A 26535-nucleotide genomic window follows, 5' to 3' on the forward strand; every position below is an offset into this window, starting at 1 on the left:
CTCAGTCGGGACGCGGAGCGGGGTCCTCGGTCACCGAGCGCAGGAGCGGCCTGCTCAGCGCGCCCGCGCCGACCACGCCCGCGAACCCGGCGCCGACGCACACCGCCAGCGTGACCGCGCCCGAGATGTTCGGCGAGACCAGCATGAACGGCGAGGCACAGAACGCGCCCACCAGGATCGAGCCGCCGCCCATCACCACGAGCGGGACCAGCGTCTCCGACCTGCGCGCCCTGTCCAGCACCTCCAGGGGCGTGCCCGCCAGCCTGAGCAGCGCGTAGGTCTGGCGGCGGTCCAGGACCGAGGAGGCGGCCGTGATGCCCGCGCTGGCGATCGCCACGAGGAACGACACCGACAGCACCACGATGGTGCCGGTGGCGATGTCGTCGAGGAGTTGCGCGCTGAAGTGCTGGTCGTCGGCCTCGCTGGTGGCCGAGTGGCCGGGCACGAGCCCGTCGAGCGCGGTGCGCGCCTTGTCCACGTCCGCCCTGCCCACGGCGGCGAGGACGAGCGTCTTCTCCTTCGTCACCGTCGCCCGCACGCCCGCCTTCTCCAGCCGCCGCCGCGCCTGGTCGGCGACCAGGGCCACCTCGGTCCGTGGCGCGGACAGCCTGAGCCGCTCGTCGCTCACCCGCCCGGCGAGCGCGTCACCCGGGCTGAGCAGACCGAGGAAACCGGCCACGAAGCCCGTCAGCGCGACACCGCTGACCGTCCGCCACGCCGCCCGCGGATCGTCGACCAGCCTGCGCCCCGCCAGCAGCTTCGCCGGGCGTCTCGCCCGCTTCGCGGTGACCTTGCCGATCAGCGCGACGACCCAGGGGCCGACCAGGTTGATGCACAGGAACGCCAGGCCGAGCACCGCCGCGACCACGCCCACACCCGCGTTCGTGCTCAGCAGCGGTACCGCGGCCAGCACCGCGAGCAGGGCGATCACCCTGACGAACCGCATCGCGGGCGGCGTCTCCCTCTTGGCCACCCCGAGCGGGCTGACCACGACCCTGCGCAGGCCGACGATCGCCGACACCCCCACCAGCAGCGGTACGGCCAGCAGCACCGCGACCACCACGAGAGGGACCGGCAGCAGGTCGCCGGCGAACCACGGTCCCCCGCCGATCCTGATGGCGGTGAGCAGCGGGACCGCCGCGCCGTACAGGACGGTGCCGAGCACGGCTCCGGCGAACGCGACGATCACCGCCTCGGCCACGGTCATCGCCACGACCTGGCCGGGGGTGGCGCCCACCAGCCTGAGCGCGGCGAGACGCTGGTCACGGCGGGCCACGGTCAGCCGCGCCGCGGCGCCGCCGAACACCAGCAGCGGCACCACCATGAGCACGCTGGCGATGAGGGCGAGGATCCGGTAGCCCACCGCGTCCTCCGTCGGCGTGCCGGCCAGCGTCTCGACCTTGGTCGGCGGCACCTCGTCCTGCCACGCCTCGCCGCGGGGAGCGGTCATGGCGGGGTCGCCCGGCCGGTGGCCGACCACCGCGACCAGCTCGCCCGGGTGGACGAGAGCCTCGTCGCCGAGCACGCCCTTCACGTTCGGGTAGCGGTCGGCGAGCCGGTCGGCGGGCAACTGCCTGCTCAGCTCCGCCAGCGCGGGCGACAGCCACACCTCGCCGGGAGCGGGGAACCGCGGCAGCCCGGGCGGGACGTCCGCCTTCGGGTCCAGCGCGGCCAGATCCACGACGGTGATCTTCTTGTCCTGGACGTAGTCGTTCCTGGTCGCCTCGACGGCCGTCGCCCTGCCCGTCGCCTGGACGGGGTTGCGCCACGCCCCCCGCTCCGCGCGGCCCTCGAAGGCCACGTTGGCCGACACGGCGAACAGCAGCAGGCCCGTGGAGATGACGACCGCGCCCAGCGTCAGCCAGGTGCCCAGCATGCCGCGGCGCCCGCCACCCCTCAGCAGGCGCCAGGTGAGGCTCATGAGGTTGTTCACCGGCTCACCGCGCTCTGCAGCAGGTTGCCGTCGCGGACCTCCACCGTGCGGTCGCACCACCCGGCCACACCCGGATCGTGGGTCACCACGATGAGCGAGGCGCCGTTGTGCTTGGTGGCCTCCACCAGCAGGCGCATCGTCTCCTGTCCCGTGCTCTGGTCGAGCGCGCCGGTCGGCTCGTCGGCGAACACCACCGCCGGCCTGCTCACCAGCGCCCTCGCGATCGCCACCCGCTGCGCCTGGCCGCCGGACAGCTCGCCCGGCCTGCGGCCCTCCATGCCGCCCAGGCCGAGCGGCGGGAACCACTGCCTCGCCTGCCGTACGGCGTCGGCCCTCGACACGTTGCCGAGCATGAGCGGCAGCGCCACGTTCTCCTCGGCGGGAAGCTCGGGCAGCAGCTGGCCGAACTGGAACACGAACCCGAACCTGGTCCTGCGCAGGGCGCTGCGCTCGCGCTCCTTCATGGTGTCGATGCGCTGGCCGAGCAGGTGCACCTCACCCGCGTCCGGCTTCATGATCCCGGCCAGGCAGTGAAGCAGGGTGGACTTGCCCGAACCGCTCGGACCCATGATCGCCACGGCTTCGCCCGCCTGGATGGTGATGTCCACGCCGTTCAGCGCCACCGTCTGGCCGAAGCGCTTGGCGAGCGCGCGGCCTGCAAGTACGTCGTTCATGGAGAAGACCTTGTCGCGGGGAGAGGGGACGGCGGATCGGCCGTGCGTCCGATCGCCATCGGCCGATCGGCCGATCTCCCCTCTGCCGCCCCACCGCGGCCGGTGCCATTCTCCTGGACGTCACCGGACAGGACAGATCGCACAATGATCGGAAAGTTAGGCTTGCCCGTGTGACGATTCGTGTGCTCATCGCCGACGACCAGGAACTTGTCCGCACCGGCTTCCAGATGATCCTCGACGCCCAACCGGACATCGAGGTCGTCGGCGCGGTGGCCAACGGCGCCGACGCGGTCGAGGCGGCCCGGCGGCTGCGCCCCGACGTGTGCCTGCTCGACATCCGGATGCCCAAGCTCGACGGTATCGAGGTGACCAGGATCCTGGCCGGACCGGGCGTCGAGAATCCCATGCGGGTGGTCATCGTCACCACCTTCGACCTCGATGAGTACGTCTACGGCGCGCTCCGCTCGGGCGCGACCGGATTCCTGCTCAAGGACAGCGGACCCACCCTGCTCATCGAGGCCATCAGGGCCGCGGCCGCCGGCGACGCGCTGGTGTCACCCTCGGTGACCGTACGCCTGCTCCAGCACCTCGCCCAGCCCGCCATGGGCGCCACCAAGCCGCTCAACGAGCCGCTCACGGAGCGCGAGCTCGACGTCGTACGGCTGGTCGCCAGGGGCAGGACCAACCAGGAGGTGGCCGCCGAGCTGTTCGTCTCGCTGTCGACGGTCAAGACGCATCTCGGCAGCATCCAGGTCAAGCTCGGCGCCAGGAACAGGGTGGAGATCGCGGCCTGGGCATGGGAGTCAGGCGTGGTCAGCTGATTAACGAGAGGTCTGGCTGGATACATCTGAAGCAGAACCTCAACATGTGTGCCCCGGGGGGAGAGATTCGTGCGCCATGCTCCTTCCGCGGCGAAGCGATCGGCTTCGGCGGTCTATGTGACCCTTGCCGCCCAGCTCGCCGCCATGACCGCTCTTGTGATCTTCGACGAGGTGCGCGGCGGACGGCTCGCCGCCGAGATCATCACTCTGGGTGGTGATATACGGTCGCCGGGAGCGGAAGCGGTGGTCGGCGCGGTGACCCTGTTCGCCGTGCTGATGCTGCTGACGGTGGGCACACTGGTCGCCTCGGCCTCCGCCTACCTCACCTGGCTGGTCAGGGCGTGCCGCGTCAACAAGGTCGCGACCTCCTCCGGTTCGGTGATCGCGGCGTGGCTGCTGCCCGGGATCAACCTGGTGGCTCCCGCCGTACTGGTCGACCAGGTGTGGCGGGGCGCCGACCCGCCGCACGACCGCAGAACACGCTGGCTCGCCCTGGTGGCCGCCTGGTGGACGAGCTGGCTGGCCGCGCTGGCCCTGGTGACGATACGGCTGCCGCTGCGCGGATCGTCGGAGGAGCTGACGGGGCTGAGCGGGCTGGAACTCGGCGTGACGGCGGTGGCGGCGCTGCTGTGCGCCTGCACGGTCCGCGAGATCACCCGGCTCCAGACCGCCGCCTCCCCGATGCCCCACCTCACCCCGGCTCCCGTGATCCCCTGACCCGCCCGGCGGCATGCACGAAGATTCACCGTTCCACTGACACATAGCGCGACGGCCATTAACTTAACGTGACATGCCTGGCCCCCAGCATGACGCGGCCGACAACCTGGTTCGCGATCATCCACATATCGCCGTCCGGCTGATGAGCATGATCAGCGGCATCCATCTGGTCGACGGCTCGCATATTCGAGTCGCGGACGGCGAGCTCAACGACCGCATCTCCAAAGTGCGTCAAGCCGATACCGTTCTCATCGGCGGCCCACCGCAGGACCCCTGGTACACGGTGATCAGTGAGATCGAAACGAGGCTGTCGGCGCAGAAGCTCGACCAGACGCTGCGATACGCCGCCACCTTGTGGCTCCAGCTGGACAAACCGGTCTACGTCATCGTTATCACTCCCGACCGAAGAGCCGACACATTCAGGCGGCCGGTAAGAGTGAACGCGGGGAAGCTGACCCTCACGCTGGATCCATGCGTGTACGCACCTGACAACATTCCGGTGCTCACCGATCCCCGGCAGGTGGTCGCTGATCCCGCGTTGGCCGCCCTGTCCGTCATGGCACACGGCGACCGGAAAGAGGTCGGCGAGGCGTTCCTGACCGGCCTCAACGATCTCGATGACGATAACGCTCCGCGTTACTATGAATACGCTCACAAGATGGCTTCGGCCCCGGCACGACGCGTACTGGAGGCGTTGATGTCCACCTCGACCTGGCCGGTTTCCAGCCCTTTCGCCCGTAAGCATTTCGGCAAGGGGAAAGAGGAAGGGCTCGCGGAAGGGCTCGCGAAGGGCAAGACCGAGGGTGAGGCCACGCTCCTGCTGACGCTGCTCGAGGCGCGGGGCATCGTCGTTTCCGACGAGATCCGGGCACGGATCGCCTCCTGTACCGACCTCCTGCAGTTCGACGTCTGGACACGACGCGCCGCCGTGTCGACCTCCGCCGAGGACGTGTTCGAGTAACCAGCCTTCGGCTGCCGGAGGAGTGGCACGCTGACCGCTTCTCTGCGGCTGGGTCGGGCGCCGTCGGCTCGAGGGTTTCCTGGAGCCGACAGCGCGGGTCAGGCGGCCTGGGTGGGGCCTGAGCTGCCCTGACTGGCGTGCCAGAGCTGGCGGGGCGGGGTGACGACGCCGGGGGTGGGGCCGATGTCGGAGTACGGCGAGATGCGGTAGCCGTTGGCGTACTCGATGGTGCGCCCGCCGACGTGCTCCGTGCCGGGGCGCTGCCTGTCGAGGAGCGCTCGGACCGCCTCCAGGCCGCCGGTGCGCCATGCGGCGTCCAGGTCCACGAGGTTCCAGCAGTCGACGGCCCGCATGGAGATCGCGCGGGTACCCGTGCGGCGGATCACTCCTCTGGCGACCATCAGCCACGACCCGAACACCGTCGAAGCGCACCTGCCCTGCACCGACTCGAAGAAGGTCAGGTCGACGGGGCCCGTGGAGTCGTCGAGGGTGGTGAAGATGACCCGCTGCCCCGAGCGCACCGCAGGGGTCTGCGTGGCCACCTTGACCCCGGCCACCAGCACCTCGGCGCCGTTGCGCTGGGCGAGCAGGTCCTTGGAGCGCACCACTCCGATGGCGTCGAGCAGTTCGTCGTGGAAGCTCATCACGTGGCGGCTGATGTCGATGCCGAGGATCTCCAGCTCCGCCTCGACCATCTCGGTCTCGGTCATCTCCGGGAGCTCGCCGGGCTGGATGTGCTCGGCGAACCCCAGGGGCAGCTGTACGGCCAGCGGCTCTCCCGCCCGGGGCTGCCCTTCGGCCACCGCCCCGTCCAGCCGGGGGCCGTTCTTCGGGGAGTCCTCGGCCGGGGTGGGTCTGGTCGTACCGGCCCTTGGCGAGGGCCTTCCCCTGTGGCGTGACGGTCTTCCCTGCCGCGCCGCCGAGGACGACGTCGCCCGGCTTCCATCGGACGTCGCCCGGCTTCCGTCGGTCGTCGCCCGGCTTCCGTCGGACGTCGCCCTGCTTCCGTCGGTTCCTGCCCGCCCCGAGAAACCCGTGCCCGAGAAGCCCGTGCCTGAGAAGCCCGAGTCCGAGAAGCCCGGGTCCGGGGAGCCCGGGAAGCCTGAGCCCGAGCCTGCCGAGCGGCCGGAACCCGAGAAGCCCGAGCCCGGGGAAGGTGTGTAGCCCTTGGGCGGCCGGGGACTCGCCTTGACGCCCGAGACCGAGGCCCGCTCCAGCACCCCCACCTGGGCGATCAGGTCACGTCTCGTCAGCTCCCCCGGCCGCCAGCGCGGGCCGCCCGGCCGTAGCGAGTGGAGGGCGTCGAACCCGCCCACCTGGACGATCCGTTCGACGACGGGACGCGAGGGCCTGGCCCTGTCCCAGAAGTCGGCGAGCGAGGTGTAGGGCTGCCCGGCCACCATCCGGTCGACCTCCGCCTCGCTCACCCCTCTGACCGCCGAGAACGGCACGCGCAGGCCGTACCCGCGACCGAGCTGGTCGGGCCGGAAGTCGCGCACCCGCCGCCGGTAGCCGGCCGCACCACCGAGCTCGCCACCAAGCGCGCCATCCAGCGCGCCATCCAGAAAACCGCCCGAAACGCCGCCCGAAACTCCGCCTGAAACGCCGTCCCGCGCCTCGTCCCGCGCGCCCTCCAGAGCGGCGGGCCGGACGCTGACACGCAGCGGCGGGGGGCCGACGCGTTCGACGGTCCAGTGCTTGGCCGACTTGTTGACGTCGAGGGGAAGGATCGTCACCCCGCACTGCCTGGCCTCGTCGATGATCACCCGCTGCGGGTACATGCCGGGCTCGTGGGTGAGCACCCCCGCGAAGAAGGCCGCCGCGTGGTGCCGTTTGAGCCAGGCCGACTGGTAGGTGGGCAGCGCGAACGCGGCCGCGTGCGCCTTGCAGAAGCCGAAGGCGCCGAAGGCGTCGAGCACCTGCCAGGCCCGTTCCACCGTCGCCCGGTCGTAGCCGGGCAGCACGTTGGCGAGGAACCACCGCCGTGCCGCCTCGCGCAGGACGGGGTCGCCGAGGCTGCGCCGTACCTTCTCCGCCTCGGACAGGCCCGCGCCGGTCATCACGTCGATGATCTTCAGGACCTGCTCGTGGAAGACGACGACCCCGTTGGTCTCGGCGAGAGCCTCGCGCAGGCGGGGATGCGGGTAGGTGGCGGCCCGCCAGCCGTGCCGGGACTCCAGGTAGGGCGTGACCATGTCGGAGTTGACGGGGCCGGGCCGGAACAGCGAGATGTCGACGATCAGGTCGTTCATCGTGCGCGGCTCCAGCTTGGCGACCAGCTCGCGCTGCCCGGGCGACTCGATCTGGAAGCAGCCGAGCGTACGGCTCGCGCAGATCATGTCGTAGGTCGGCTCGTCGTCCTGCGGCACGGCGTCGAGCTCGATGTCCACGTCGTCGACCCGCTTGATCTCGGTCAGCGTGTAGGCCATCGCCGACTGCATCCGCACGCCGAGCACGTCGAGCTTGAGCAGCCCCGCCTCCTCCACGTCGTCCTTGTCGAACTGCGACATCGGGAAGTCGAGCGCGCTGCGCTCCACGGGGGTGCGGTCGCGCAGGCCGGCGTTGCCGACCAGCACCCCGCACGGGTGCAGCGCGATGTGCCTGGGCAGCCCGTCGAGCTTCTCCGCCAGCTCGAACACCCTGCCGAGCCCGGCCTCGTCGAGCCGGCTCTCGCGCAGCTCCGGCAGGTCCTTCAGCGAGGCGGTGATCTGGCGGGCGCGGATGTGCGGGAACGCCTTGGCGATGGCGTCGACCTCGTGCGGCGGCAGTCCCATCGCGCCGCCCACGTCGCGCAGGGCGCTGCGGGCCCGGTAGGTCTCCATCATGGACACGCAGGCCACGCGCGCCTCGCCGTACATGTCGTAGATCGCCTTGTAGCAGTCGAGGCGGCGGGCGGACTCCACGTCGACGTCGATGTCGGGCAGGCCGACGCGACCCTCCGACAGGAAGCGCTCCATGAGCAGGCCGTGGTGGAGCGGGTTCACCTCGCCGATGCCGATGAGGTAGTTGACCAGGCTGCCCGCGCCGGAGCCGCGGATGGCGCAGCGGATGCCCATGTGCCTGATCCGGTCGGTGATGCCGACGACCGCCATGAAGTATCCGGACAGCCGCTTCTTCTCGATGACGGCCAGCTCGGCCTCGAGGCGGTCGCGGGCCTGCCTCGAGCCGCGCAGGCCCCGGTCGTCGAGCCCGTCCTCGCAGCGATGGCGCAGCAGGGGGACCGGGTCCCTGCCGATCTCGGGCAGGTGCAGGTCGGGCGGGTCGCTGCGGAGGGCGAGCAGCCGCCTGGGGTCGATCACGCACGCCTCGGCGAGCGCGCGCGTGGTGTGCAGAAGCCGGTTGGCGCGCGACTGGTCGCCGCCGCAGATCTTGTGGGCGACCCTGCGCATCTCGTCGCCGCTCTTGAGGTAGGCGTGGGAGGTGCTCCGCTCCAGGTGCCGGGGGTGGAGGGGGACGAGCTGGCGCGCCGCGTCGAGCACGTCGCCCACCTGGTGGTCGGCGGGGTCGAGATACCTGACCGCGTTCGTGAGGACGGCCGGCACGCCGAACTCCTCGGCGAGGGAGAGCATGCGGACGGCGGTGGTGGCGTCGCGGTAGCCGTACTGGTCGACCAGCTCGATCACCACGCCGCGCACCTGGGAGCGCCAGAGGCCCAGCAGCGCCCTGGCCTGCTCGTCGCGTCTGGCGGCCACCGCGCGGCCCACGTCGGATCTCGGGCCGAGCAGCACGACGAGCCCGTCGTCGGGACCGAACGCCCCGCCTCGCTCCCTGCCGCCCTGACGCCTCGCCGGTGCGGGCGACAGCCCGGCGGCCGGCTGCCCGGCACCAGGGATGGTGCCGGTGCCAGGGATGGTGCCGGTGCCAGGGGTGGTGCCGGCGCCCGCGGCCCAGGCGGCGACCAGGTCGCGGGTCACCCTCGGCTCGCCCCGCTCGCCTGCGTGGTGGGCGGCGGTGACCAGGCGGCACAGCCGGGACCACCCGCCGGAGCGGGCCAGGACGGTGACCCTGTCCTCGGCGTCGGGCCCGGTCCGCGGGCGCGCCTCCCGCGGACCGGAGGCGGAACGGCCGTCGCCCGGCCCGCGGCTCCCTGAACGCGAGGCGGGCTGGTAGGCGCCGGGCAGCGGCCCGTAGGCGGCGCGGTCGCGCGGCGGGACGGGGTCGAACGCCTGCCCTCCGGCCGCGCCGGGCGAGACGTCGAGGGAGAAGTCGACGCCGAACACCGGCGAGATCCTGGCGTCCATGCAGGCCTGGGCGTGCTTGAGCGCCCCGTAGAGCCCGTCGCGGTCGGTCAGCGCGAGGATGTCCATCCCGTGCTCGGCCGCCCGTCGCACCAGGGCCTGGGGGAAGGCGGTGCCGTACCGCATCGAGTAGGCGGAGCTCACGTGCAGGTGCGGGAAGGAGAGCATCAGTCCCACGCCCTCAGCAGCAGCCAGCCTCCGCTGGCGGTGTCGAAACGCAGCTCGTAGGAGCCGCGCTCACGCCCGGGGCTGGCCTCGACCCGCCAGAACTGGCGCTCGCCGGGGTCGGCCTCGCCGGTCTTCCACCATTCACGGGCCACCACCCACTGGTCGAGGACGCGACGGACGAGGTAGAGCCGATCGCGCCAGACGAACTGGGTCGGCTGGCCCTCCCTGGTCCACACCTCTATCGGATCGCCGTAGAGTCTGCTCAAGACGCTTCTTCTCCCCGTGGCTCTGGGTCTGCTGCTGAGCCACCCGGGGGAAGTCGGGCGCTATATCGAGCATATGTTCGATGTCATGGGAGTGCAAGCCGCGTGAGCGGGTTGGCGCCGATCGAGTTCCGGATGCTGAAGGCGACACTGCCGGCCCGGTAGCGGTCGTCCGACAGTTCCACCGGGCGGCCCTCCTGTGTGGTGGTGATCCGGCGCTGGCGCAGCAGCGGGCTGCCGCGCCGCACGCCGAGCAGGCGGGCGTCCTCGGTGCCTGCGGCGATCGCGTCGATGAGGTGCTCGCCGTAGGCGAAGACCAGGCCGACCCTGTCGTACAGCGCCTGCGTGACCGACTCGCAGTCGCTCGGCAGCCCCTCGACGGCGGAGGCGATCCACGAGGCGTAGACGGTCCGCTCCAGCAGGACGGGCTCGCCCTCCAGGGTGCGCAGCCTGAGCACCTCGAGCACCTCGGCGCTGCCGAGCCTGACCGACTCGGCCGGCGCCGCCCTGCGCCGGCGCTGGGCGAGCACCTGGCCGCCCACCGCGTGCCCCTTGGACCTGGCCCACTGGGCGAAGCTGTGCAACTCGGCGAAGCTCTGGCTGCGCTCGCCGCCGAGCACGATGCGTCGCGCCCCCTGCCGCGAGCCGATCAGACCCTCGGCGGCGAGGATCGCCACGGCCTGCCGTACGGTGCCCCTGGCGGCCGAATAGCGCGCAGCGAGCTCGGCCTCCGAGGGCAGCTGGGACCCTACCAGGTGAACACCGGCCAGGATCTCGTCACGCAGCTCAGCGGCGATCTTTTCATAGCGCGCGGCCATTCACGACCCCTCCTGTTCATGAAATAGCAACGTTTATGCGACTAACTGGGTCTGGCCTTGTTTGTACAAGTTCCCCTACCTTTTAGCCACACCCCAGAGAGTGGAGGCGACGTGTCCGCACCTCGCATCGCAGGCTTGATCGCAGCTCTAACGGTAGTGACAGCGGCGTGCGGCGCCGCTCCGACCACCCAGCCGCAGACGACGACGGGTGGGGTGAACGCCGCGACGGCGACCTCTGCCGCCGACTTCGGCGGTCTCGACAAGCTTGTCGAGGCGGCCAAGAAGGAGGGCAACCTGCACGTCATCGCCCTGCCGCCCGATTGGGCCAACTACGGCGAGATCATCAGGAAATTTCAGGAAAAGTACGGCATCAAGATCGAGAGCGAGAACCCCGACGCCTCCAGCGCCGACGAGATCAACGCGGTGAAGACCCGCAAGGGTCAGGACCGCGCGCCCGACGTGCTGGACCTCGGCCAGTCATTCGGCTTCAGCGGCGCCAAGGAGGGCCTGTTCGCGCCCTACAAGGTGCAGAGCTGGGACAAGATCCCCGAAGGCCAGAAGGAGCCGAACGGCCTGTGGGTCAACGACTATGGCGGCTTCGTCTCGATCGGCTGTGACGCCAAGAAGATCACCACGTGCCCCAAGACGTACGCCGATCTCCTCAAGCCCGAGTACAAGGGCAAGGTCGCGCTGAACGGCAACCCGAACAAGTCGGGCTCGGCCTTCGCCGGCGTCTGGGCGGCCTCGCTGGCCAACGGCGGCTCGCTCGACGACATCGGCCCCGGCGTGCAGTTCTTCAAGAAGCTGAAGGACGTCGGCAACTACAACCCGGTCGAGTCCACGCCCGCCACGGTCGAGAAGGGCGAGACGCCCATCAGCATCGACTGGGACTACCTGAACGCCGGATACCGGGAGCAGTTCCTGCCGAAGGGTCTCGACTTCCAGGTGGCGGTGCCGTCCGACGGCATCTACGCGCAGTACTACGTGCAGGCCGTCAACAAGGACGCCCCGCACCCGGCCGCGGCGCGGCTGTGGATGGAGTTCCTCTACAGCCCCGAGGGCCAGAACCTGTGGCTCAAGGGCGGCGCCCGTCCCGTGCTGATGCCCGTGATGACCGCCGACGGCACCATCGACAAGGCACTGGCCGAGAAGCTGCCGCCGGTCCAGGGTGAGCCGAAGTTCCCGACCGAGGCCCAGGTCAACAAGGCCAAGGAGGACCTGGCCAAGACCTGGGACGCGGCTGTGGCCGGCTGATGGCGCGCGTTCTCGGCGCGCTGCCGTTGCTGGCGTTCGTCGCGCTCGCCTTCGGGATCCCCGCCATCGCGATGGTGGCGGGGGCCTTCACCGTCGAGGGCGCGCCGGGGCTCGGCAACCTGGCGCTCACCACGCAGGGCGGCTACCTGCTCGCGCTCGGCAACAGCGTGAAGCTGTCGGCGGTGGTGGCGGTGCTGGGCGCGGTGCTCGGCACCTTTCTCGCCCAGGCCGTGGTCACCTCCCGGTCACGGGCGCTGCGCGAGGCCGTGCTGACCGCCTCCGGTGTGCTGGCCAACTTCGGCGGCGTGCCGCTGGCCTTCTTCTGGGTGGCCACGCTCGGCAACGCGGGCGTGGTCAGCGGCCTGTTCGGCCTGCCGTCCGGCACGCTGTTCACCTTCTGGGGCCTGGTGCTGGTCTACCTGTACTTCTCCGTGCCGCTCATGGTGCTGGTCATCGCGCCCGCGCTGGACGGCCTGCGCCCGCAGTGGCGCGAGGCCGCCGCCAACAACGGCGCCACGTCCTGGCAATACTGGCGGTACGTGGCCCTGCCGGTGCTGACCCCCGGCCTGCTCGGCGGCGTGGTGCTGCTGTTCGGGTCGGCGTTCGCCGCCTACGCCACCGCCTCGGCGATGGGCGCGGGCACCGTGCTGCCGCTGGTCACCCTGAAGATCGCCGCGGCTCTCTCCGGTGACGTGCAGACCGGCTTCGAGAACGTCGGCCTGGCGCTCAGCCTCGACATGGTCCTGGTCGCGGCGCTGGTCATGGCGGTCTACCTGCCGCTGCAGAGAAGGAGTACCCGATGGCTCCAGTGAGGTGGACGCCGTGACCGCGCTCGCGCCCGTCGCGCCGGTCCCCGAGAGCGCGCCCGCCGCCTCCCGCCGCCGGGACCGTCCCCGTCTGTGGCGGGGGGTCGTCCTCGCGCTGGCCGCCCTGTACTTCCTCGTCCCGCTCGCCGCGTCGTTCTGGTACACGGTCCACAACCAGAGCACCGGCCTCTCGTTGGCCCCCTACGCGGAGCTGTGGACGGCCGAGGGCTTCCTGACGAGCCTGCTGCTGTCCCTCGGGCTCGCCCTGGCCACCATCGTGCTGGTGCTGCTGCTCACGCTCCCCGCCATGATCACGGTACGGCTGGCCGCCCCCCGGCTGCGCCCGGTCATGGAGGTGATCTGCACACTGCCGCTGGTCGTACCGCCGATCACGCTCGTGGCAGGGGTCAGCAGGTCCCTCCAGGTCGGCGGCGACGTGCTGGCGCCCACGCCGTTCTGGGGCACGCTGATCGCGATCCAGAACCAGGACTTCCCGCTGGTGCTGGTGTTCGTCTACGTCGTCCTCGTCCTGCCGTTCGTCTACCGCTCCCTCGACGCGGGGCTGCGCACGATGGACGTGCGGACGCTGGTCGAGGCGGCCCGCAACCTGGGGGCGTCGTGGCCGCACGTGATGTTCCGGGTGATCGTCCCCAACCTGCGCTCGGCGCTGGCCAGCGCCTCGTTCCTCACGCTCGCCCTGGTCCTCGGCGAGTACACGGTGGCCAGCATCCTCGGCTACCAGCCGTTCGCCGTCTGGATCGTCACGATCTCGGGCTCCAAGGGCCAGCTGTCCGTCGCCGCCTCGGTGCTCAGCCTCCTGCTCACCTGGCTGCTGCTGCTCACTATCTCGGGAGGAAGCCGTGACCGCTCGGCTTGAGTTCCAGGGCCTGCGCCGGGTCTTCGGCAAGACGGTCGCCCTCGACGGTCTCGACCTCACCATCGAGCCGGGCGAGCTGGTCGCCCTGCTCGGCCCGTCGGGCTGCGGCAAGACGACCGCGCTGCGTTGCGTGGCCGGGTTCGAGCATCCGGACGCGGGCGCGGTGCTGGTGGACGGCAAGGACATCACCGGCGTGCCGGCCAACAAGCGCGACGCGGGCATGGTGTTCCAGTCCTACTCGCTGTTCCCCAACCTGAACGTGGCCGAGAACGTCGCCTTCGGCCTGAGGGTCCGCAAGACGCCGCAGGCGGCACGCCGGCAGCGCGCGCTGGAGCTGCTGGAGCTGGTCGGCCTGCCCTCGCACGCCGACCGCTACCCGCACCAGCTGTCCGGCGGCCAGCAGCAGCGGGTCGCCCTGGCCCGCGCGCTGGCGCTGTCGCCGCGCCTGCTGCTGCTCGACGAGCCGCTGTCGGCGCTGGACGCCAAGGTCCGCGTCGCCCTCAGGGAGGAGATCCGCCGCCTGCAGCTCGACCTGGGCATCACCACGATCTTCGTGACGCACGACCAGGAGGAGGCGCTGTCGATCGCCGATCGCGTCGCCGTGCTCAGGAGCGGGCGCCTGGAGCAGTGCGGCACGCCCGCGGAGGTCTACGACCGGCCGGCCACGCCGTTCGTGGCCGAGTTCGTCGGCACCATGAACCACCTGCCGGGACGCGTCTCGGGCGACAGGGTGACGGTGTTCGGCCAGCTCCTGCCGATCGCGGCAGGCGCGGAGGGCACCGACGTGGACGTCCTCATCAGACCCGAGGCGGTGCTCGTCACCCCCTCCGAGGAGGGGCGGGCCGAGGTGGTCGCCGCCTCCTTCCGCGGCGCGTCCGTCAGGCTGCGGCTGTCCGTGGAGGGCGGCGAGGTCCTCGCCGACGTCCCCGGGCACGAGGCGGCACGGCTGGCGCCGGGCACGCGCGTGACCGTCCGCCTGGTCGAGCGGCCCGTCCTTCTGGCGCCGCGCAGCACCGCCACACCGACTCCGACCTCTGCGAAGGATCCCGCGGGTGCCGTCTGACTCCACGCCGCGCGCGCCCCTTCCCTTCGAAGCCGTCCTGTTCGACATGGACGGCACGCTCGTCGACACCGAGGGCCTGTGGTGGGAGGCCACGGTCGACGTCGCCGCCTCGCTGGGGCGCGTCCTGGGCCCCGCGGACACGCCGTACGTCCACGGCCGCACGGTCGAGGACACGGCCGCGCACCTGGTGCCGGCGGCCGACCGGGAAACGGTCGACGCGGTCGCCGAGCGGCTGACCGAGTCGTTCGCCGACCGCATCAGGCGGGGGGTGCGGGTCATCCCCGGCGCCGCCGAGCTCCTGCGGGCACTCGCCACCGAGGCCGTCCCCACGGCGCTGGTCAGCGCCTCCCCGCGGTCGATCGTGGAGCTGGTGCTGCCGTCGCTCGGCCACAGGTTCGCGGTCGTGGTCGCCGCCGGGGAGACCGCGCGCGGCAAGCCGCACCCCGACCCGTACCTGGAGGCGGCCCGGCTCCTGGCGGCCGACCCGCGCCGCTGCGTCGCCGTGGAGGACAGCCCGACGGGGATCGCCGCCGCCACCGCCGCGGGTTGCCGGGTGCTGGTCGTCTCGCCTTCCGCGGGACTGCCCGATCTGCGCGTGATGTCGCTAAGCTGACCGGTCGTGAACCAGATCGGACGCTACAGGCTGTTGAACGTGCTCGGCAGGGGCGGCATGGGCACGGTCCACCTGGCCGAGGATTCTTCGGGGCAGCGCGTCGCGATCAAGGTGATCAATCCGGAGCTCAGCCAGCACGAGCAGTTCAGGATGCGCTTCCGCCGGGAGGCCGACGCGGCGCTCAGGGTGCGCAGGTTCTGCACGGCCGCGGTGCTGGAGGCGGCGCTCGACGGCGACCAGCTCTACGTGGTGACCGAGTACGTCCCCGGGCCGAACCTGGAGGAGGCGGTCAGGCAGTCGGGCCCGCTGCGCGGTTCGAGCCTCGACGCGCTGGCGGTGAGCGTGGCTACCGCGCTCATCGCCATCCACACGGCGGGCGTCGTGCACCGCGACCTCAAGCCGTCCAACGTGCTGCTGTCGCCCGTCGGCCCGCGCGTGATCGACTTCGGCATCGCCAGGGCGCTCGACGAGATCGGCGGCGTGACCGGCACCGGCGAGCTGATCGGCACGCCCCGCTACATGGCGCCCGAGGTGCTGCGCGGCGAACCCGTCTCGCCGGCGTGCGACGTGTTCTCGTGGGGCTGCCTGATGGCGTTCGCGGCCACGGGACGCGCGCCGTTCCCCGGCGAGACGCTGCCCGCGATCATCTACCAGGTGCTCAACACCGAGCCCGCTCTCGACGGGCTCGAGCCCGGCCTGCGTGAGCTGGTGGTGGCCGCCCTGGCGAAGGATCCGGCGGCCCGCCCGACGGCGCAGCAGATCCTCGACCACCTGATCGGCCGCCAGGCGGCCCCCGAGCAGGTCGTGCAGACCGTGCGGGTGGCCTGGCAGGAGGGCGGCACCGCCCTCCACCCCCCTCCTCGGACCGGCGCGAAGAAGGCCAGGGTCCTGGCGGGCATCGCCGTCGCGGCGGTGGCGCTGGTGGCGGCGGCGGGGGTGGGCGTGTGGACGATGCTGCCCGGCGGCCCGCCGGAGCTGCCCATGCTCTTCTCCGACGACTTCACCTCGACCTCGAGCGGCTGGAACGGCACCTACGACAGCGAGGCCGACAACAGCCAGGGCTACATCACCTCCGACTTCACCTACGGTCTCGACGCCGGCGAGTACAACGAGGAGCGCTGGGCGACGGCTCCGGTGCCGTTCGCCACCGAGAAGCCCGCCTCCCCCGAGCCCTCGGCCTCGCCCACGCCGATGATGCCCTCCACGCTGGTCGTCGGGGTGACGGCCAAGGCCAGGTCCGGCGCCGGCGAGTTCGGCCTGTGGTGCAGGGGCCAGGGCGACGGCGACGGCACCTACTACGAGTTCACCCTCGACACCTCGGGCCACGCCAGGATCCGGCGCATCGTCGACTCGGCGGGCGGCAACATGGCCGCCCCGGTCAAGCTCGACGGGTTCAACCCGAGGGACAAGAACCACATCCAGGTCGCCTGCGAGGACGAAGGCGGCGCCATGCGGCTGTCCATGTGGGTCAACGGGGAGCGGGTCCACCAGGTCGACGACCCGGCCGGCCTGCCGACCGGCGACATCGGGCTGTTCGCCCGCGTGCCGAAGGGCAGCGACAACCCGCTCAAGATGGTCTACGACGACTTCGAGATGCGCGGCCTCAAGCAGCAGCCCTAGACCCCCCGACCTCCTGGAACACGCGCTGGAGGCCTGCCGGGGCGCGCTGGTGGCGGTCTCGCGCGACAGGACCCTGCACGAAGGTTACGGCGGCGCCAGGTGGAGACTGGAGCCATGCATGCCATTGTGATCAACGCCCAGGGCGGCCCCGAGGTCCTCCAGTACGCCGAACACCCCGACCCCTCACCCGGCCCCGGCGAGGTGCTGATCGACGTCGCCGCGAGCGGCGTCAACTTCATCGACGTCTACCACCGCACCGGCACCTACCCCCTTGACCTGCCGTCGCCGATCGGCTCCGAGGGGGCGGGCACCGTCGCCGCCGTCGGCGAAGGGGTGGACGACGTCGCCGTCGGCGACACCGTCGCGTGGGTGAACGTGCTGGGCAGCTACGCCGAGAAGGCCGTGGTGCCGGCCTCCAGGGTGGTGCCCGTGCCCGACGGCGTGCCGGCCGAGCTGGCGGCGGCCTCGCTGCTGCAGGGCCTGACCGCGCACTTCCTGACGCACTCGGTGCACGAGGTGAAGCCGGGTGACGTCATCCTCGTGCACGCGGCGGCCGGCGGCATGGGGCAGCTGCTGACCCAGCTCGGCAAACTGAAGGGCGCCACGGTGCTCGCCACCGTCTCCTCCGACGCCAAGGAGAAGCTGGCCAGGGAGGCCGGCGCCGACGAGGTGTTCCGCTACGACGGCTTCGCCGACGCCGTACGCGCGGCCGTGCCGCGCGGCGTGGACGTCGTCTACGACGGGGTGGGCGCCACCACCTTCGACGGCGGCCTGGCCGCGCTGCGCCCGCGCGGCCTCATGGTGCTGTACGGCGGGGCCAGCGGCCCGGTGCCGCCGATGGACCCGCAGGCGCTCAACAGGAACGGCTCGCTGTACCTGACCAGGCCGTCGCTCGTCCACTTCATCGCCGAGCGGGACGAGCTGCTGTGGCGGGCGGCCGACCTGTTCGGCTGGCTGGCGGCGGGCGAGCTGAGGATCAACGTCTCCGAGCGCTACCCGCTGGCCGAGGCGGCGCGGGCGCACGAGGACCTGCAGGCCCGCCGTACGACGGGCAAGCTGCTGCTGATTCCCTGATCGCGTGATCGCCTGGCAGGGCCGCCGGCCGGGCGGTCCTGCGCCGGCGTGACTCACCAGTCCTGGTTGAGGCCCGACATCCGGCGGAGGTACTCGTCCTCGTCGATCTCGCCCGCGGCGTAGCGGCGCTTGAGTATCTCGCGAGGGCTGTCCTTGGGCGGCCGCGCGGGCGGCGCGGGACGCCGTCTGATCATCATGAGCACGAGCACCACCAGGATGATCAGCAGTAGTACGACAAGCAGCTTCAGCATGCGGACGCCACCCTCCTCCCGAGAACTCTACGGACCCCGGCCCGGTGCGGCCAGAGGCAGCCAGGCTAGGCGATGATACGGGGTTGTGAGGACAGCGTTCGTGCTCGGCGGCGGTGGGGTGCTCGGGGCGCACGAGGTGGGCATGCTCCGGGCGCTCGACGAGGCGGGGATCCGGCCCGACCTGGTCGTCGGCACGTCGGTGGGCGCGCTCAACGGCGTGCTGCTGTCCGCCTCGCCGTCCGACGCCGTCGAGCGGCTGACCCGGCTGTGGCGCTCCGACGTCGCGCGCACCGCGTTCTCGGGCTCGTGGATGCGGCAGCTGTCCACGCTCGCCAGGACCGGCACGCACGTGCACCCGATCGCGCCGCTCCGGCGGCTGCTGACCGATCTGGTCGGCGTGGCGCTCATCGAGGAGCTGCCCGTCCCCTTCCAGTGCGTGGCGGCCTCGATCGAGCGGGCCAGCGCCCACTGGTTCGCCGAAGGGCCGCTGGTGGAGGCCGTGCTGGCCAGCTGCGCCGTCCCCGGGCTGCTGCCGCCCGTGCGGATCGGCGACGAGCACTACGTCGACGGCGGGCTGGTGCACAGCATTCCCGTCGGCAGGGCCGTCCGGCTGGGCGCGGGCAGGGTGTTCGTGTTGCAGGTCGGCAGGATCGAGCGGCCGCTGGCGGCGCCCAGGCGGCCGTGGGAGGTGGGGATGGTGGCCTTCGAGATCGCGCGCAGGCACCGCTTCGCCGAGGAGATGGCCGCGCTGCCCAGCTCGGTGGAGGTGCACGTGCTGCCCACGGGCCTCGACGCCCCCGTCTCCCCCTTGCGTTACCGGGATCTGTCGCAGATCTCCCGCTCCATCGAGCGGGCCTACACCGCCTCTTCCCGCTACCTGGCGGGCGTGGTCGGATGAGGTGTGCCTCCTCGTTTCGTCCGCAGGCTCGTGCTGGTGCCCCTGCTGATCGTGCTGGCCGTGGCGGCCGTCGTCACGCTGCCCCTGTGGCTGGCGGTGGTCGCCGCCGCCTCTCTGCGGCTGCCGCCGCCGCAGCGGCGCGGGGTCCGCTTCCTGTGGTTCGGGGTGTCGTGGCTGGTGCTGGAGTGCGGGGTGCTGGTGGCGTGCCTGGGGTTGTGGGTGGCGGCCGGCTTCGGCGGGCGCCTGCACCGTGACCGCCACCAGGAGCGCCACTACCAGCTCATCCACTGGTTCCTGTCCCGCCTGTACGGCGTGGCGGTGCGCGTCTTCCGGCTGCGCGTGGAGATCGACGAGCCCCCCGGCGACCTACGGCCGACCGGCCCGGTGATCGTGCTGTCGCGACACGCTGGCCCCGGCGACTCCTTCCTCCTGGTCCACCACCTGCTCGACCGCTACCGGCGGCGGCCGAGGATCGTCATGAAGGCGGCCCTGCAGTTCGACCCGTCGCTCGACGTGGTCGTCAACCGCCTGCCCAACGCCTTCGTCCCCGGCAGGAGGGGCTCGCTCGGGATCATCGACGAGATCCGGCGCCTGGCGGCCACCATGGACGCCGACGACGCTCTGGTGATCTTCCCCGAGGGCGGCAACTTCACCCCGCGCCGCCGCCGTCTGGCGATCAGGCGGCTGGAGGAGAAGGGCCTGACGGAGGAGGCGAAGCGGGCCGCCGCCCTCGACCACCTGCTGCCGCCCCGGCCGGGCGGGGCGATCGCCGCGATCGAGGCGTGCCCGGCGGCCGACGTGGTGTTCGTCGCGCACACCGGGCTGGACGACCTCGTCACGATCGGCGACGTGTGGCACCGGCTGCCGGTGAGCGCCCGCATCAGGGCGCGCTGGTGGCGCGTCCCGGCCGCCGAGATCCCCGCGTCACGCCAGGACCGCATCAGGTGGCTCTACGACCAGTGGGAGATCATCGACGACTGGGTCGCCGACAACCGTCCCGGCGGGAGTTAGCCCGCCCGCACCACCTGTCCCTTGATCTCCTGCGGGTGGCGGATCAGGTTGAGGATCGGGCACACCCGCTCCACCTCGGCGTGCAGCCGCGCGAGGTCGTCGTCGGAGGCGGGCGAGTCGATCCGCACCTCGTAGCGGAAGTTCTGCGGGTACACCGGGACGTCGGTGGTGCCGGGCGCCTGGGCGCGCGGATCGTATTCCGCCTCCACCTCCACCGACAGCGCGTCGAGCGGCACCTCCAGCTCGGCCGCCTTGATCAGGAAGATGTGGGTCACGCAGCTGCCGAGCACCCCGGCCTGCAGCTCGGGAGAGCCGGGCCCGAGGTCGTATCCCGCGAAGTCGGGCCCGCTGTCGCTGAGGATCTGGAAGTCCCTGATCCTGATCCTGCGCACCCCGCTGCGGCCCTCGGCGGTGACGCTCGCCCGCAGCGGCACCGGTCCGCCCTGCGCCGCCCGCCTGGCCGGCAGCGCGGCCCGCTTCTGAGACAGGTACTCGCGCAGGCCGCTCACGCCAGCGTCACCTTTCCCTCGGGGGTGTCCAGGACGGCCCGCAGCCCGGCCGCCGGTCCTTCCTCCACCTCGACGGCCGCGCCCACCGCCTCGAGCTCGGCTCGCAGGGCCGCGACGTCGGGCGTGACGGCCGTGAACGACAGCAGCGTGAGCTGGGGCAGCCCGGAGGCCGCGGGGTGCCGCGTCGTCCCCCAGTCGATGAGGAACGGCACCGGCCGGACGGCCGCGGGAGAGTCGAAGCGGGTCAGCCGCCACTCCAGCAACGTCCCGTCGGGTGTGCGGCGCGACAGCGGCTGCACCTCGCCCGGGTCGTACCCGCGCTCGCGGGCCAGCGCCACCGTGCGGTCGATGTCGTCGGCGCGGATCGCCCACGCGGCCAGCCGTGCCTCGGTCAGCGTCTCCAGCCCGAACGCCCTCGGCCGGGCGCCCGGCACCTCGGGATCGGGCCCGATGATCTCCAGATAGGCGGTGGGCCCGAGCCCTACCAGGTAGTTGGCGGTGCCGCCGGGATGCGAGCCGCCCTTCACCGGGGCGATGCCGGTCCGCTCGGTGAACTCGGCCACCCCCTTCGCCAGGTCGGGAACGGCGTACACCAGGTGATCAAGACTCATCGGGTTCTCCCAGGGAAAGCATGAGCCGGTTGGCCCAGTTGAAGAAGGCGGTCGCGTGCAGGGCGTCGCTGATGGCCAGGTCGTCGAGCCCCTGCTCGCGCAGGGCCGCGACGTCCGCCCGCGGCGGGGTCGCGGTCAGCGCGACGGCGGCGTCGGCGATCGCCCGCCACCGGCCGTCGAGCTCGGCTTCCACACCCTCGTCGAGCACGCGCTGGACGTCGCCCTCCCGCTTGGAGTAATGGGCGGCGAAGCGGGCGTGGACGGAGGCGCAGAAGACGCATCCGTTGTGGCGGGAGGTGACGGTCGCGGCCAGCTCCCGCTCGGCGCGCGGCAGGCCGCCGTCGCCGTTGGCGAAGATGTCGTTGTCGGTCCTCGTGCGCGCGTGCAGGACGCGCGGGTCACGGGCGAGCAGCCGGAAGTACGGCGAGGCGGCCCTGGCCCGGTCGACCAGCGCCTGCCTGTGCTCCTCGGTCAGCTCGTCCTCGGCCAGCGTCTCGATCCACGGCTTCCAGCCGAGGTGGTCCTGGGTGAACTTCACGCGAGCGCTCCCAACGCGGTGACGACACGGATCTGGAAGGTGAGGAAGGCGACCAGCTGCGAGAGCGTGACGATCCCGGTGGTGGACCAGCCGGCCTCGCGCAGCCGCTCCAGCGCCTCAGGGTCGGCCTCCCTCGGGCGGAACACCAGCAGGTGGGCGTGCTCCAGGGCGGCGGCGAGCCTGCCGTCGACCTCCTCGGCCCGGAAGCGGAGCCCCTCGACGTTCTCGTGGGCCAGCTCGGGTTCGCGGTAGTGCCCGTAGGGGCCGCTCGCCCTGCCCGCCTCTGCCTGCGCGGCGATCCGCTTGGCCAAGTCGGGCTCAAGCGCGGCGGCGTAGTGGGCGGTGACGGCCTCGTGCCGGTGCAGGCCCGCGACGAAGGCGGCGACGGCGTGCCGTTCGGCCGGTGTCACCTCCTCCAGTCCGACCTCGCTCACGCCCCGCCCGAGCGTGGCGCCCCCGGCCGCCTCCGCCGTCGCGGAGGGCGAGGCCGGGACGGCGGAGGGCGACACCGGCGCGGCGTCGGACGCGGCCTGCGTCCGCAGCTCGAACGACGGCACGAACAGCGCCTCGTAGGTGCGCTGGGCGTACGCGCGGGCGTCCGGGCGGCGCCTGCGCAGCACGTCGAGCCGGGATCCCGGGTCGACGCCCACCAGCTGGTCGATGATGTCGGTCATGCCTGCTCCGAAGGGGTCCAGCCGAGCGCGGGCGCGACCTTGGTGGCCAGCAGCTCGATCGAGCGGAGGATGAGAGGGTGCGGCGGATCCGCCGAGTGCACCTGGAAGACCAGGTCGGTCACCCTGTCGAGGGTGGTGTCGGCGCGCAGGCTCGCGATCACCTCGTCCGGGGTGCCCACGTGCGTGTCGGCCCACAGGAAGGCGGCCAGCTCAGGCGACTGCCGGGCGGCCCTGGCGATGCCCTCCTCGGCGTGGCGCAGGGCCTCGTCCCTGGAGTCGGCGACGAACGCGGTGCGCGAGGCGGCGATACGCGGAGCCGTACCGGGTGGCAGGTTGTCGTAGTAGGCGTCCACGATCGGCTTCTGCACCTGCGCCAGGGTGACGCCCTCGGCGCGCGGCTGGGTGCGCGACAGCATCAGGCCGTTGCCCGCGCGGCCGGCCCGCTCCCCGCCGCCGACGGAGAAGGTGGCCTCCCAGATGGCGCCGAGCAGCCGGGGCGCGGCGGGGTAGAGGTGATTGCCGCCGCCCAGGTCGCCGCCCGACCAGGCGTTCACGAGAACCGCCAGGTGCTCGGCGTAGATCGCCGAGCGGTCGGCGCTGTCGTGGCCGAAGGCGGCGAAGGACGAGGCGGTGCCTCCGCTGCCGACGCCGACCTCCAGGCGCCCGCCGGACAGCAGGTCGAGGACAGCGGTGTCCTCGGCCACCCGTACCGGGTGTTCGAGCGGCAGCGTGATGATGCCGGTGCCGAGCCTGATCCTGCTGGTCCTGGCCGCGACGGAGGCGAGCAGGACCAGGGGCGCGGGCAGGCCGCCCTCGCTCTCGCTGAAGTGGTGCTGGGCCACCCACGCCGAGTCGAACCCGTTGGCCTCGGCGTGGGCGATCTGCGCCGCGGCCAGCTCGTACCGCTCGGCCGGGCCGGCCTGGTCGAGCAGACGCGTGAAGAAGCCCAGCCGTCTGCGGCTCATCGGACCGGCTCCGGGATCGCCGCGAGCAGCTCGCGGGTGTAGGCGTGCCGAGGTCTGGTGAAGACCTCCTCGGTCGTTCCGGATTCCACGATCTTTCCCTTGTTCATGACGGAGACGGTGTGCGAGATCTGCCGCACGACCTTCAGGTCGTGGGAGATGAACAGGTAGGTGATGCCCAGCTCGCGCTGGAGACTTTCCAGCAGGTCGAGAATCTGCTCCTGGGCGCTGACGTCCAGCGCGGAGACGGCCTCGTCGAGCACCAGCAGCCGGGGCGAGACCGCCAGCGCCCTGGCGATGGCCACCCGCTGCCGCTGGCCGCCCGACAGCTCGCGCGGCCTGCGGGTGAGCAGGTCGGCGGGCAGTCCCACGCGCTCGAGCAGGTCGGCGGCCGAGCCGTCGAGCGCGAAGTTGCGCAGCGGCTCCTCGATGACGCGCCGGACGGTCTGGCGGGGGTCGAGCGAGGCGTAGGGGTTCTGGTAGACGAGCTGGACGTGCCTGCGGAAGTCGCGCCCCCGCTCGGGCGCTCCGGCGACCCTGGCGGCGCCCGAGGTGGGTGTGACGAACCTGGCGATCATGCGGGCGGTGGTGGTCTTGCCCGAGCCCGACTCCCCCACCAGCGCGTGGGTGGTGCCCTGCCGTACCTCGAAGGAGACGTCGTCGACCGCCCGGACGTCGCCGTAGGTCTTCACCAGCCCCGTGGCCGCCACGGCGACGGGCGCCGCCGGGTCGGCGGCCTTGAACGGCCGCTCCGCCGCCGTGAGCACGCGCCGGGTGTAGGCGAGCGTGGCGGCCGGGCCCTGCTCCTCGACGCGGCCGTCCCGCATCACCACGACCCGGTCGGAACGGCCGGCCGCCATGGCGAGGTCGTGGGTGACCAGCAGCACCGCCGTGCCGAACTCGGCGCGCAGGTCGTCGATGAGGTCCAGGACGCGCCGCTGCACGGTGGCGTCGAGGGCGCTGGTGGGCTCGTCGGCGATGACGAGCTGCGGGCGCAGCGCGATCGCGGCGGCGATGAGGACGCGCTGGCGCATCCCGCCGGACAGCTCGTGCGGGTAGCGCGAGGCGTGCGCCTCGGTGAGGCCGACCCTGACCAGCAGCTCGGCGACGCGGTTGCTGATGGCTCTCCGGTCGCCGCGCCGGTGGACGCGCAGCGTCTCGCCGATCTGCGCGCCGACCGTCTTGACCGGGTTGAGCGAGTTGCCGGGATCCTGGGGCACGAGGCCGATCTGGGCGCCACGTACCGTTTGCATGCGCTTGGCCGACCAGCGGGCGATGTCGGTGCCGTTCAGCAGGATCTGCCCGCTGTCGGCGGGGTGCAGGCCCAGGATGGTGTGCGCCGTGGTGGTCTTGCCCGACCCCGAGTCGCCGACCACCGCGACGACCTCGCCGGGCTCGACGGTGAAGGAGACGCCGTGGACCGTACGGCGCCTGCCGTACGAGACGACCAGGTCACGCACGTCGAGCAAGCTCATCGAGCCTCCTGCTGATCCGGCCCGCGGCGAGCACCACGGCGACGACGACTGCTCCGGGCAGGGTGGTCAGCCACCACGCGGTCGCCAGGTAGTTGCGGCCCTCGGCGATGAGCAGGCCCCACTCGGGGGTGGGCGGCTCGGCGCCGTACCCGAGGAAGCCGAGCGTGGAGATGGCGAGGATGGCCACGCCGAACTGCAGCGCCGCCAGGGCGATGACGGGCCCGAGCGAGTTGGGCAGCACGTGCCGCCACAGCACCTGCGGGAGGCGCCCGCCGCTGCCGAAGGCGGCCTCCACGTAGTCGGCCCTCCTGGTCCTGACGACCTCCGCGCGGGCCAGCCGGGCGAAGGTCGCGACCGAGCCGACGCCGACCGCGAGGGCGACGTTCACCGTGCCGGGACCGAGCAGGATGATCACGGTCAGCGCGAGCAGCAGGCCCGGCACCGACAGCAGCACGTCGACGACGCGCATGACGACCGTGTCGGCGAGGCCGCCGATCGAGCCGGCGAGCAGGCCGAGCAGCGTGCCGAGCACGAGCCCGACGGCCACCGCGACGAACGCGCCCGACAGCGAGTGCACCGCGCCGTGGACGACGCGGGCGAACAGGTCCCGGCCGACGGCGTCGGTGCCGAACCAGTGCTCGGCGCTCGGCGGCAGCAGCTTCTCGGAGGGCACACCGGCGATCGGGTCGTGCCCGGTGAACAGTCCCGGCACCGCCGCCCACAGCAGGACGACGGCGACGACCAGCCATCTGATCATCTCAGCCTCGGATCAAGGATCGGGAAGAGCAGGTCGACGATCAGGTTGACCAGCACGAACACGGTCGCGGCCAGCACCACGACGGCAAGCAGCACAGGAGTGTCCTGGGCGCTGACGGCCTGCTCGGTGAGCCTGCCGACGCCGTTCCTGCCGAACACGGTCTCGGTGATGACCGATCCCGCGATCAGCTCGCCGAAGGTCAGGCCGGCCATCGTGAGCGTCGGCAGCATCGCGTGGCGTGCGACGTGCCGCCACAGGATCCACCGGCGTGAGGCCCCCTTGGCGGCCACCACCTGGACGAACGGCTGGGTGGCGGCGTGGTCGATGCCGCGTGCGAGCACCTGGGCGATCGGCGCGCAGATCGGCACGGCCAGCGTGAGGACGGGCAGGACGAGTTGCTGGACCTCGCTGCCGCCGATGACCGGCACCAGCTTCAGCCGGAAGGAGAACACCTGGATCAGCAGGATGCCCACCCAGAACACGGGGACGGCGACGAACAGCGAGGGCACCTCCCGCAGCCAGGCCAGCAGGCGGTGGCTGGAGGCGAACGCGATCGCCACGGCGAGCACCAGCGCGAGCGCGAACCCGAGCCCGGCCAGCTCGACCGTCGCGGGCAGCGCCTCGGCCAGCCGTTCGACGACGGGCATGCCGGTGTCGATGGAGTAGCCGAAGTCGCCGCGCAGGAAGCCGAGCAGCGTGTGCAGGTAGGCGGCCGGGCCGTCGCTGCCGTAGTACTCCCTGATCCGGGCGATCTGCTCGGGCGACAGGCCGAGCTCGGGGTTCTGGAACTTGATCAGGATCGCGTCGCCCGGCAGGAGCTGGAGCAGCACGTAGGAGGCGGTGAAGGCGGCCCACAGGACGAGGGCCGCCTGCCCCGCCTTCCTCATGACGTCCACCCTCATGACGTCCACCTCATGACGACCACCCTCATGACGACCACCCTCATGAC

At 71.9% G+C, this 26535-nt stretch carries 26 protein-coding genes; 12 read left to right on the top strand and 14 right to left on the bottom strand.

The annotated features are described in order from the left end of the window. Nucleotide 1 precedes the first annotated feature (1 nt). A complete protein-coding gene (locus tag ACWEVS_RS28605; RefSeq protein WP_452554076.1) occupies nt 2-1933 on the bottom strand; it encodes an FtsX-like permease family protein in 1932 nt (643 codons plus the stop codon). Next, a complete protein-coding gene (locus ACWEVS_RS28610; RefSeq protein WP_449919463.1) occupies nt 1930-2607 on the bottom strand; it encodes an ABC transporter ATP-binding protein in 678 nt (225 codons plus the stop codon). The genes ACWEVS_RS28605 and ACWEVS_RS28610 overlap by 4 nt, the downstream gene beginning before the upstream one ends. Nucleotides 2608-2777: 170 nt before the next feature. Between ACWEVS_RS28610 and ACWEVS_RS28615 the strand changes: the two genes are divergently transcribed. From ACWEVS_RS28615 to ACWEVS_RS28625, 3 genes are all read left to right on the top strand, one after another. Beyond that, nucleotides 2778-3428, top strand: a complete 651-nt coding sequence (locus ACWEVS_RS28615; RefSeq protein ID WP_449919460.1) for a response regulator — start codon at nt 2778-2780, stop codon at nt 3426-3428. A gap of 144 nt (nt 3429-3572) precedes the next feature. Then, nucleotides 3573-4145, top strand: coding sequence for a DUF4328 domain-containing protein (locus ACWEVS_RS28620; RefSeq protein ID WP_452554077.1), 573 nt, complete (start codon nt 3573-3575; stop codon nt 4143-4145). Between the two features lie 73 nt (nt 4146-4218). Beyond that, entirely contained in the window at nt 4219-5106 is an 888-nt protein-coding gene (locus ACWEVS_RS28625) for a hypothetical protein (RefSeq protein ID WP_452554078.1), read from the top strand. Nucleotides 5107-5204: 98 nt separating this feature from the next. On the opposite strand, the gene ACWEVS_RS28630 is transcribed toward ACWEVS_RS28625, so the two are convergent. The 3 genes from ACWEVS_RS28630 to ACWEVS_RS28640 form a co-directional block, all read right to left on the bottom strand. Continuing rightward, nucleotides 5205-9512: a DNA polymerase III subunit alpha gene (locus ACWEVS_RS28630; RefSeq protein ID WP_452554124.1), complete on the bottom strand. Its 4308-nt coding sequence runs from the start codon at nt 9510-9512 to the stop codon at nt 5205-5207. After that, complete coding sequence (locus tag ACWEVS_RS28635; RefSeq protein WP_354915111.1) at nt 9512-9778, bottom strand: DUF6504 family protein; 267 nt, start codon at nt 9776-9778, stop codon at nt 9512-9514. Before ACWEVS_RS28635 ends, ACWEVS_RS28630 begins: the two co-directional genes overlap by 1 nt. A gap of 83 nt (nt 9779-9861) precedes the next feature. Beyond that, nucleotides 9862-10593 (bottom strand): GntR family transcriptional regulator, encoded by a 732-nt coding sequence (locus tag ACWEVS_RS28640; protein ID WP_449919454.1) that lies wholly within the window; start codon nt 10591-10593, stop codon nt 9862-9864. Nucleotides 10594-10806: 213 nt separating this feature from the next. On the opposite strand from ACWEVS_RS28640, the gene ACWEVS_RS28645 reads away from it, so the two are divergent. From ACWEVS_RS28645 to ACWEVS_RS28675, 7 genes are all read left to right on the top strand, one after another. Then, complete coding sequence (locus ACWEVS_RS28645) at nt 10807-11847, top strand: ABC transporter substrate-binding protein (protein ID WP_449919451.1); 1041 nt, start codon at nt 10807-10809, stop codon at nt 11845-11847. Further along, nucleotides 11847-12659 (top strand): ABC transporter permease, encoded by an 813-nt coding sequence (locus ACWEVS_RS28650; protein WP_452414637.1) that lies wholly within the window; start codon nt 11847-11849, stop codon nt 12657-12659. Before ACWEVS_RS28645 ends, ACWEVS_RS28650 begins: the two co-directional genes overlap by 1 nt. Before the next feature lie 10 nt (nt 12660-12669). Beyond that, nucleotides 12670-13530, top strand: coding sequence for an ABC transporter permease (locus ACWEVS_RS28655; protein ID WP_452554079.1), 861 nt, complete (start codon nt 12670-12672; stop codon nt 13528-13530). Next, nucleotides 13514-14593, top strand: a complete 1080-nt coding sequence (locus ACWEVS_RS28660; RefSeq protein ID WP_452554080.1) for an ABC transporter ATP-binding protein — start codon at nt 13514-13516, stop codon at nt 14591-14593. The genes ACWEVS_RS28655 and ACWEVS_RS28660 overlap by 17 nt, the downstream gene beginning before the upstream one ends. After that, nucleotides 14583-15206, top strand: a complete 624-nt coding sequence (locus ACWEVS_RS28665; RefSeq protein WP_452554081.1) for an HAD family hydrolase — start codon at nt 14583-14585, stop codon at nt 15204-15206. The genes ACWEVS_RS28660 and ACWEVS_RS28665 overlap by 11 nt, the downstream gene beginning before the upstream one ends. 6 nt (nt 15207-15212) lie before the next feature. Continuing rightward, the gene (locus tag ACWEVS_RS28670) at nt 15213-16826 is read left to right on the top strand and encodes a serine/threonine-protein kinase (protein WP_452554082.1); all 1614 of its coding nucleotides are present in this window, start codon (nt 15213-15215) and stop codon (nt 16824-16826) included. A gap of 114 nt (nt 16827-16940) precedes the next feature. Continuing rightward, nucleotides 16941-17900, top strand: coding sequence for a quinone oxidoreductase family protein (locus ACWEVS_RS28675; protein WP_354915135.1), 960 nt, complete (start codon nt 16941-16943; stop codon nt 17898-17900). A 53-nt stretch (nt 17901-17953) separates the two neighbouring features. On the opposite strand, the gene ACWEVS_RS28680 is transcribed toward ACWEVS_RS28675, so the two are convergent. Beyond that, a complete protein-coding gene (locus ACWEVS_RS28680) occupies nt 17954-18151 on the bottom strand; it encodes an SHOCT domain-containing protein (RefSeq protein WP_452414640.1) in 198 nt (65 codons plus the stop codon). A gap of 85 nt (nt 18152-18236) precedes the next feature. Here ACWEVS_RS28680 and ACWEVS_RS28685 point away from each other — a divergent pair, with 85 nt between their 5' ends. Then, nucleotides 18237-19049 (top strand): patatin-like phospholipase family protein, encoded by an 813-nt coding sequence (locus ACWEVS_RS28685; RefSeq protein ID WP_449919429.1) that lies wholly within the window; start codon nt 18237-18239, stop codon nt 19047-19049. A 3-nt stretch (nt 19050-19052) separates the two neighbouring features. Beyond that, entirely contained in the window at nt 19053-20060 is a 1008-nt protein-coding gene (locus ACWEVS_RS28690; RefSeq protein ID WP_452554083.1) for a 1-acyl-sn-glycerol-3-phosphate acyltransferase, read from the top strand. Here ACWEVS_RS28690 and ACWEVS_RS28695 read toward each other — a convergent pair. The 8 genes from ACWEVS_RS28695 to ACWEVS_RS28730 are packed head-to-tail and all read right to left on the bottom strand — an operon-like array spanning nt 20057 to nt 26488. Continuing rightward, a complete protein-coding gene (locus ACWEVS_RS28695) occupies nt 20057-20569 on the bottom strand; it encodes an OsmC family protein (protein ID WP_452554084.1) in 513 nt (170 codons plus the stop codon). The genes ACWEVS_RS28690 and ACWEVS_RS28695 overlap by 4 nt on opposite strands. Next, on the bottom strand, nt 20566-21180 hold the full coding sequence (locus ACWEVS_RS28700; protein ID WP_452554085.1) for a VOC family protein: 615 nt from the start codon (nt 21178-21180) through the stop codon (nt 20566-20568). The genes ACWEVS_RS28695 and ACWEVS_RS28700 overlap by 4 nt, the downstream gene beginning before the upstream one ends. Then, nucleotides 21170-21718 (bottom strand): alkylhydroperoxidase domain protein, encoded by a 549-nt coding sequence (locus ACWEVS_RS28705; RefSeq protein WP_452554086.1) that lies wholly within the window; start codon nt 21716-21718, stop codon nt 21170-21172. Before ACWEVS_RS28705 ends, ACWEVS_RS28700 begins: the two co-directional genes overlap by 11 nt. Continuing rightward, a complete protein-coding gene (locus ACWEVS_RS28710) occupies nt 21715-22392 on the bottom strand; it encodes a CMD domain protein (protein ID WP_452554087.1) in 678 nt (225 codons plus the stop codon). The genes ACWEVS_RS28705 and ACWEVS_RS28710 overlap by 4 nt, the downstream gene beginning before the upstream one ends. Then, on the bottom strand, nt 22389-23357 hold the full coding sequence (locus tag ACWEVS_RS28715) for a putative FMN-dependent luciferase-like monooxygenase (protein ID WP_452414649.1): 969 nt from the start codon (nt 23355-23357) through the stop codon (nt 22389-22391). Before ACWEVS_RS28715 ends, ACWEVS_RS28710 begins: the two co-directional genes overlap by 4 nt. Further along, on the bottom strand, nt 23354-24829 hold the full coding sequence (locus ACWEVS_RS28720; RefSeq protein WP_452554088.1) for a dipeptide ABC transporter ATP-binding protein: 1476 nt from the start codon (nt 24827-24829) through the stop codon (nt 23354-23356). The genes ACWEVS_RS28715 and ACWEVS_RS28720 overlap by 4 nt, the downstream gene beginning before the upstream one ends. Further along, entirely contained in the window at nt 24807-25586 is a 780-nt protein-coding gene (locus ACWEVS_RS28725; protein ID WP_452554089.1) for an ABC transporter permease, read from the bottom strand. The genes ACWEVS_RS28720 and ACWEVS_RS28725 overlap by 23 nt, the downstream gene beginning before the upstream one ends. Further along, entirely contained in the window at nt 25583-26488 is a 906-nt protein-coding gene (locus ACWEVS_RS28730) for an ABC transporter permease (RefSeq protein WP_452554090.1), read from the bottom strand. Before ACWEVS_RS28730 ends, ACWEVS_RS28725 begins: the two co-directional genes overlap by 4 nt. Nucleotides 26489-26535 lie beyond the last annotated feature (47 nt).

The organism is Nonomuraea sp. NPDC003754 (assembly GCF_053605785.1).

What these genes read in the sequence shown, in the direction of transcription:
- ACWEVS_RS28610 (WP_449919463.1), bottom strand. Translation starts at nt 2,607, where the DNA reads ATGAACGACGTACTTGCAGGCCGCGCGCTCGCCAAGCGCTTCGGCCAG.
- ACWEVS_RS28620 (WP_452554077.1), top strand. Translation starts at nt 3,573, where the DNA reads ATGACCGCTCTTGTGATCTTCGACGAGGTGCGCGGCGGACGGCTCGCC.
- ACWEVS_RS28625 (WP_452554078.1), top strand. Translation starts at nt 4,219, where the DNA reads ATGCCTGGCCCCCAGCATGACGCGGCCGACAACCTGGTTCGCGATCAT.
- ACWEVS_RS28630 (WP_452554124.1), bottom strand. Translation starts at nt 9,512, where the DNA reads ATGCTCTCCTTCCCGCACCTGCACGTGAGCTCCGCCTACTCGATGCGG.
- ACWEVS_RS28640 (WP_449919454.1), bottom strand. Translation starts at nt 10,593, where the DNA reads ATGGCCGCGCGCTATGAAAAGATCGCCGCTGAGCTGCGTGACGAGATC.
- ACWEVS_RS28650 (WP_452414637.1), top strand. Translation starts at nt 11,847, where the DNA reads ATGGCGCGCGTTCTCGGCGCGCTGCCGTTGCTGGCGTTCGTCGCGCTC.
- ACWEVS_RS28675 (WP_354915135.1), top strand. Translation starts at nt 16,941, where the DNA reads ATGCATGCCATTGTGATCAACGCCCAGGGCGGCCCCGAGGTCCTCCAG.
- ACWEVS_RS28680 (WP_452414640.1), bottom strand. Translation starts at nt 18,151, where the DNA reads ATGCTGAAGCTGCTTGTCGTACTACTGCTGATCATCCTGGTGGTGCTC.
- ACWEVS_RS28700 (WP_452554085.1), bottom strand. Translation starts at nt 21,180, where the DNA reads ATGAGTCTTGATCACCTGGTGTACGCCGTTCCCGACCTGGCGAAGGGG.
- ACWEVS_RS28710 (WP_452554087.1), bottom strand. Translation starts at nt 22,392, where the DNA reads ATGACCGACATCATCGACCAGCTGGTGGGCGTCGACCCGGGATCCCGG.
- ACWEVS_RS28715 (WP_452414649.1), bottom strand. Translation starts at nt 23,357, where the DNA reads ATGAGCCGCAGACGGCTGGGCTTCTTCACGCGTCTGCTCGACCAGGCC.
- ACWEVS_RS28720 (WP_452554088.1), bottom strand. Translation starts at nt 24,829, where the DNA reads ATGAGCTTGCTCGACGTGCGTGACCTGGTCGTCTCGTACGGCAGGCGC.
- ACWEVS_RS28725 (WP_452554089.1), bottom strand. Translation starts at nt 25,586, where the DNA reads ATGATCAGATGGCTGGTCGTCGCCGTCGTCCTGCTGTGGGCGGCGGTG.
- ACWEVS_RS28730 (WP_452554090.1), bottom strand. Translation starts at nt 26,488, where the DNA reads ATGAGGGTGGACGTCATGAGGAAGGCGGGGCAGGCGGCCCTCGTCCTG.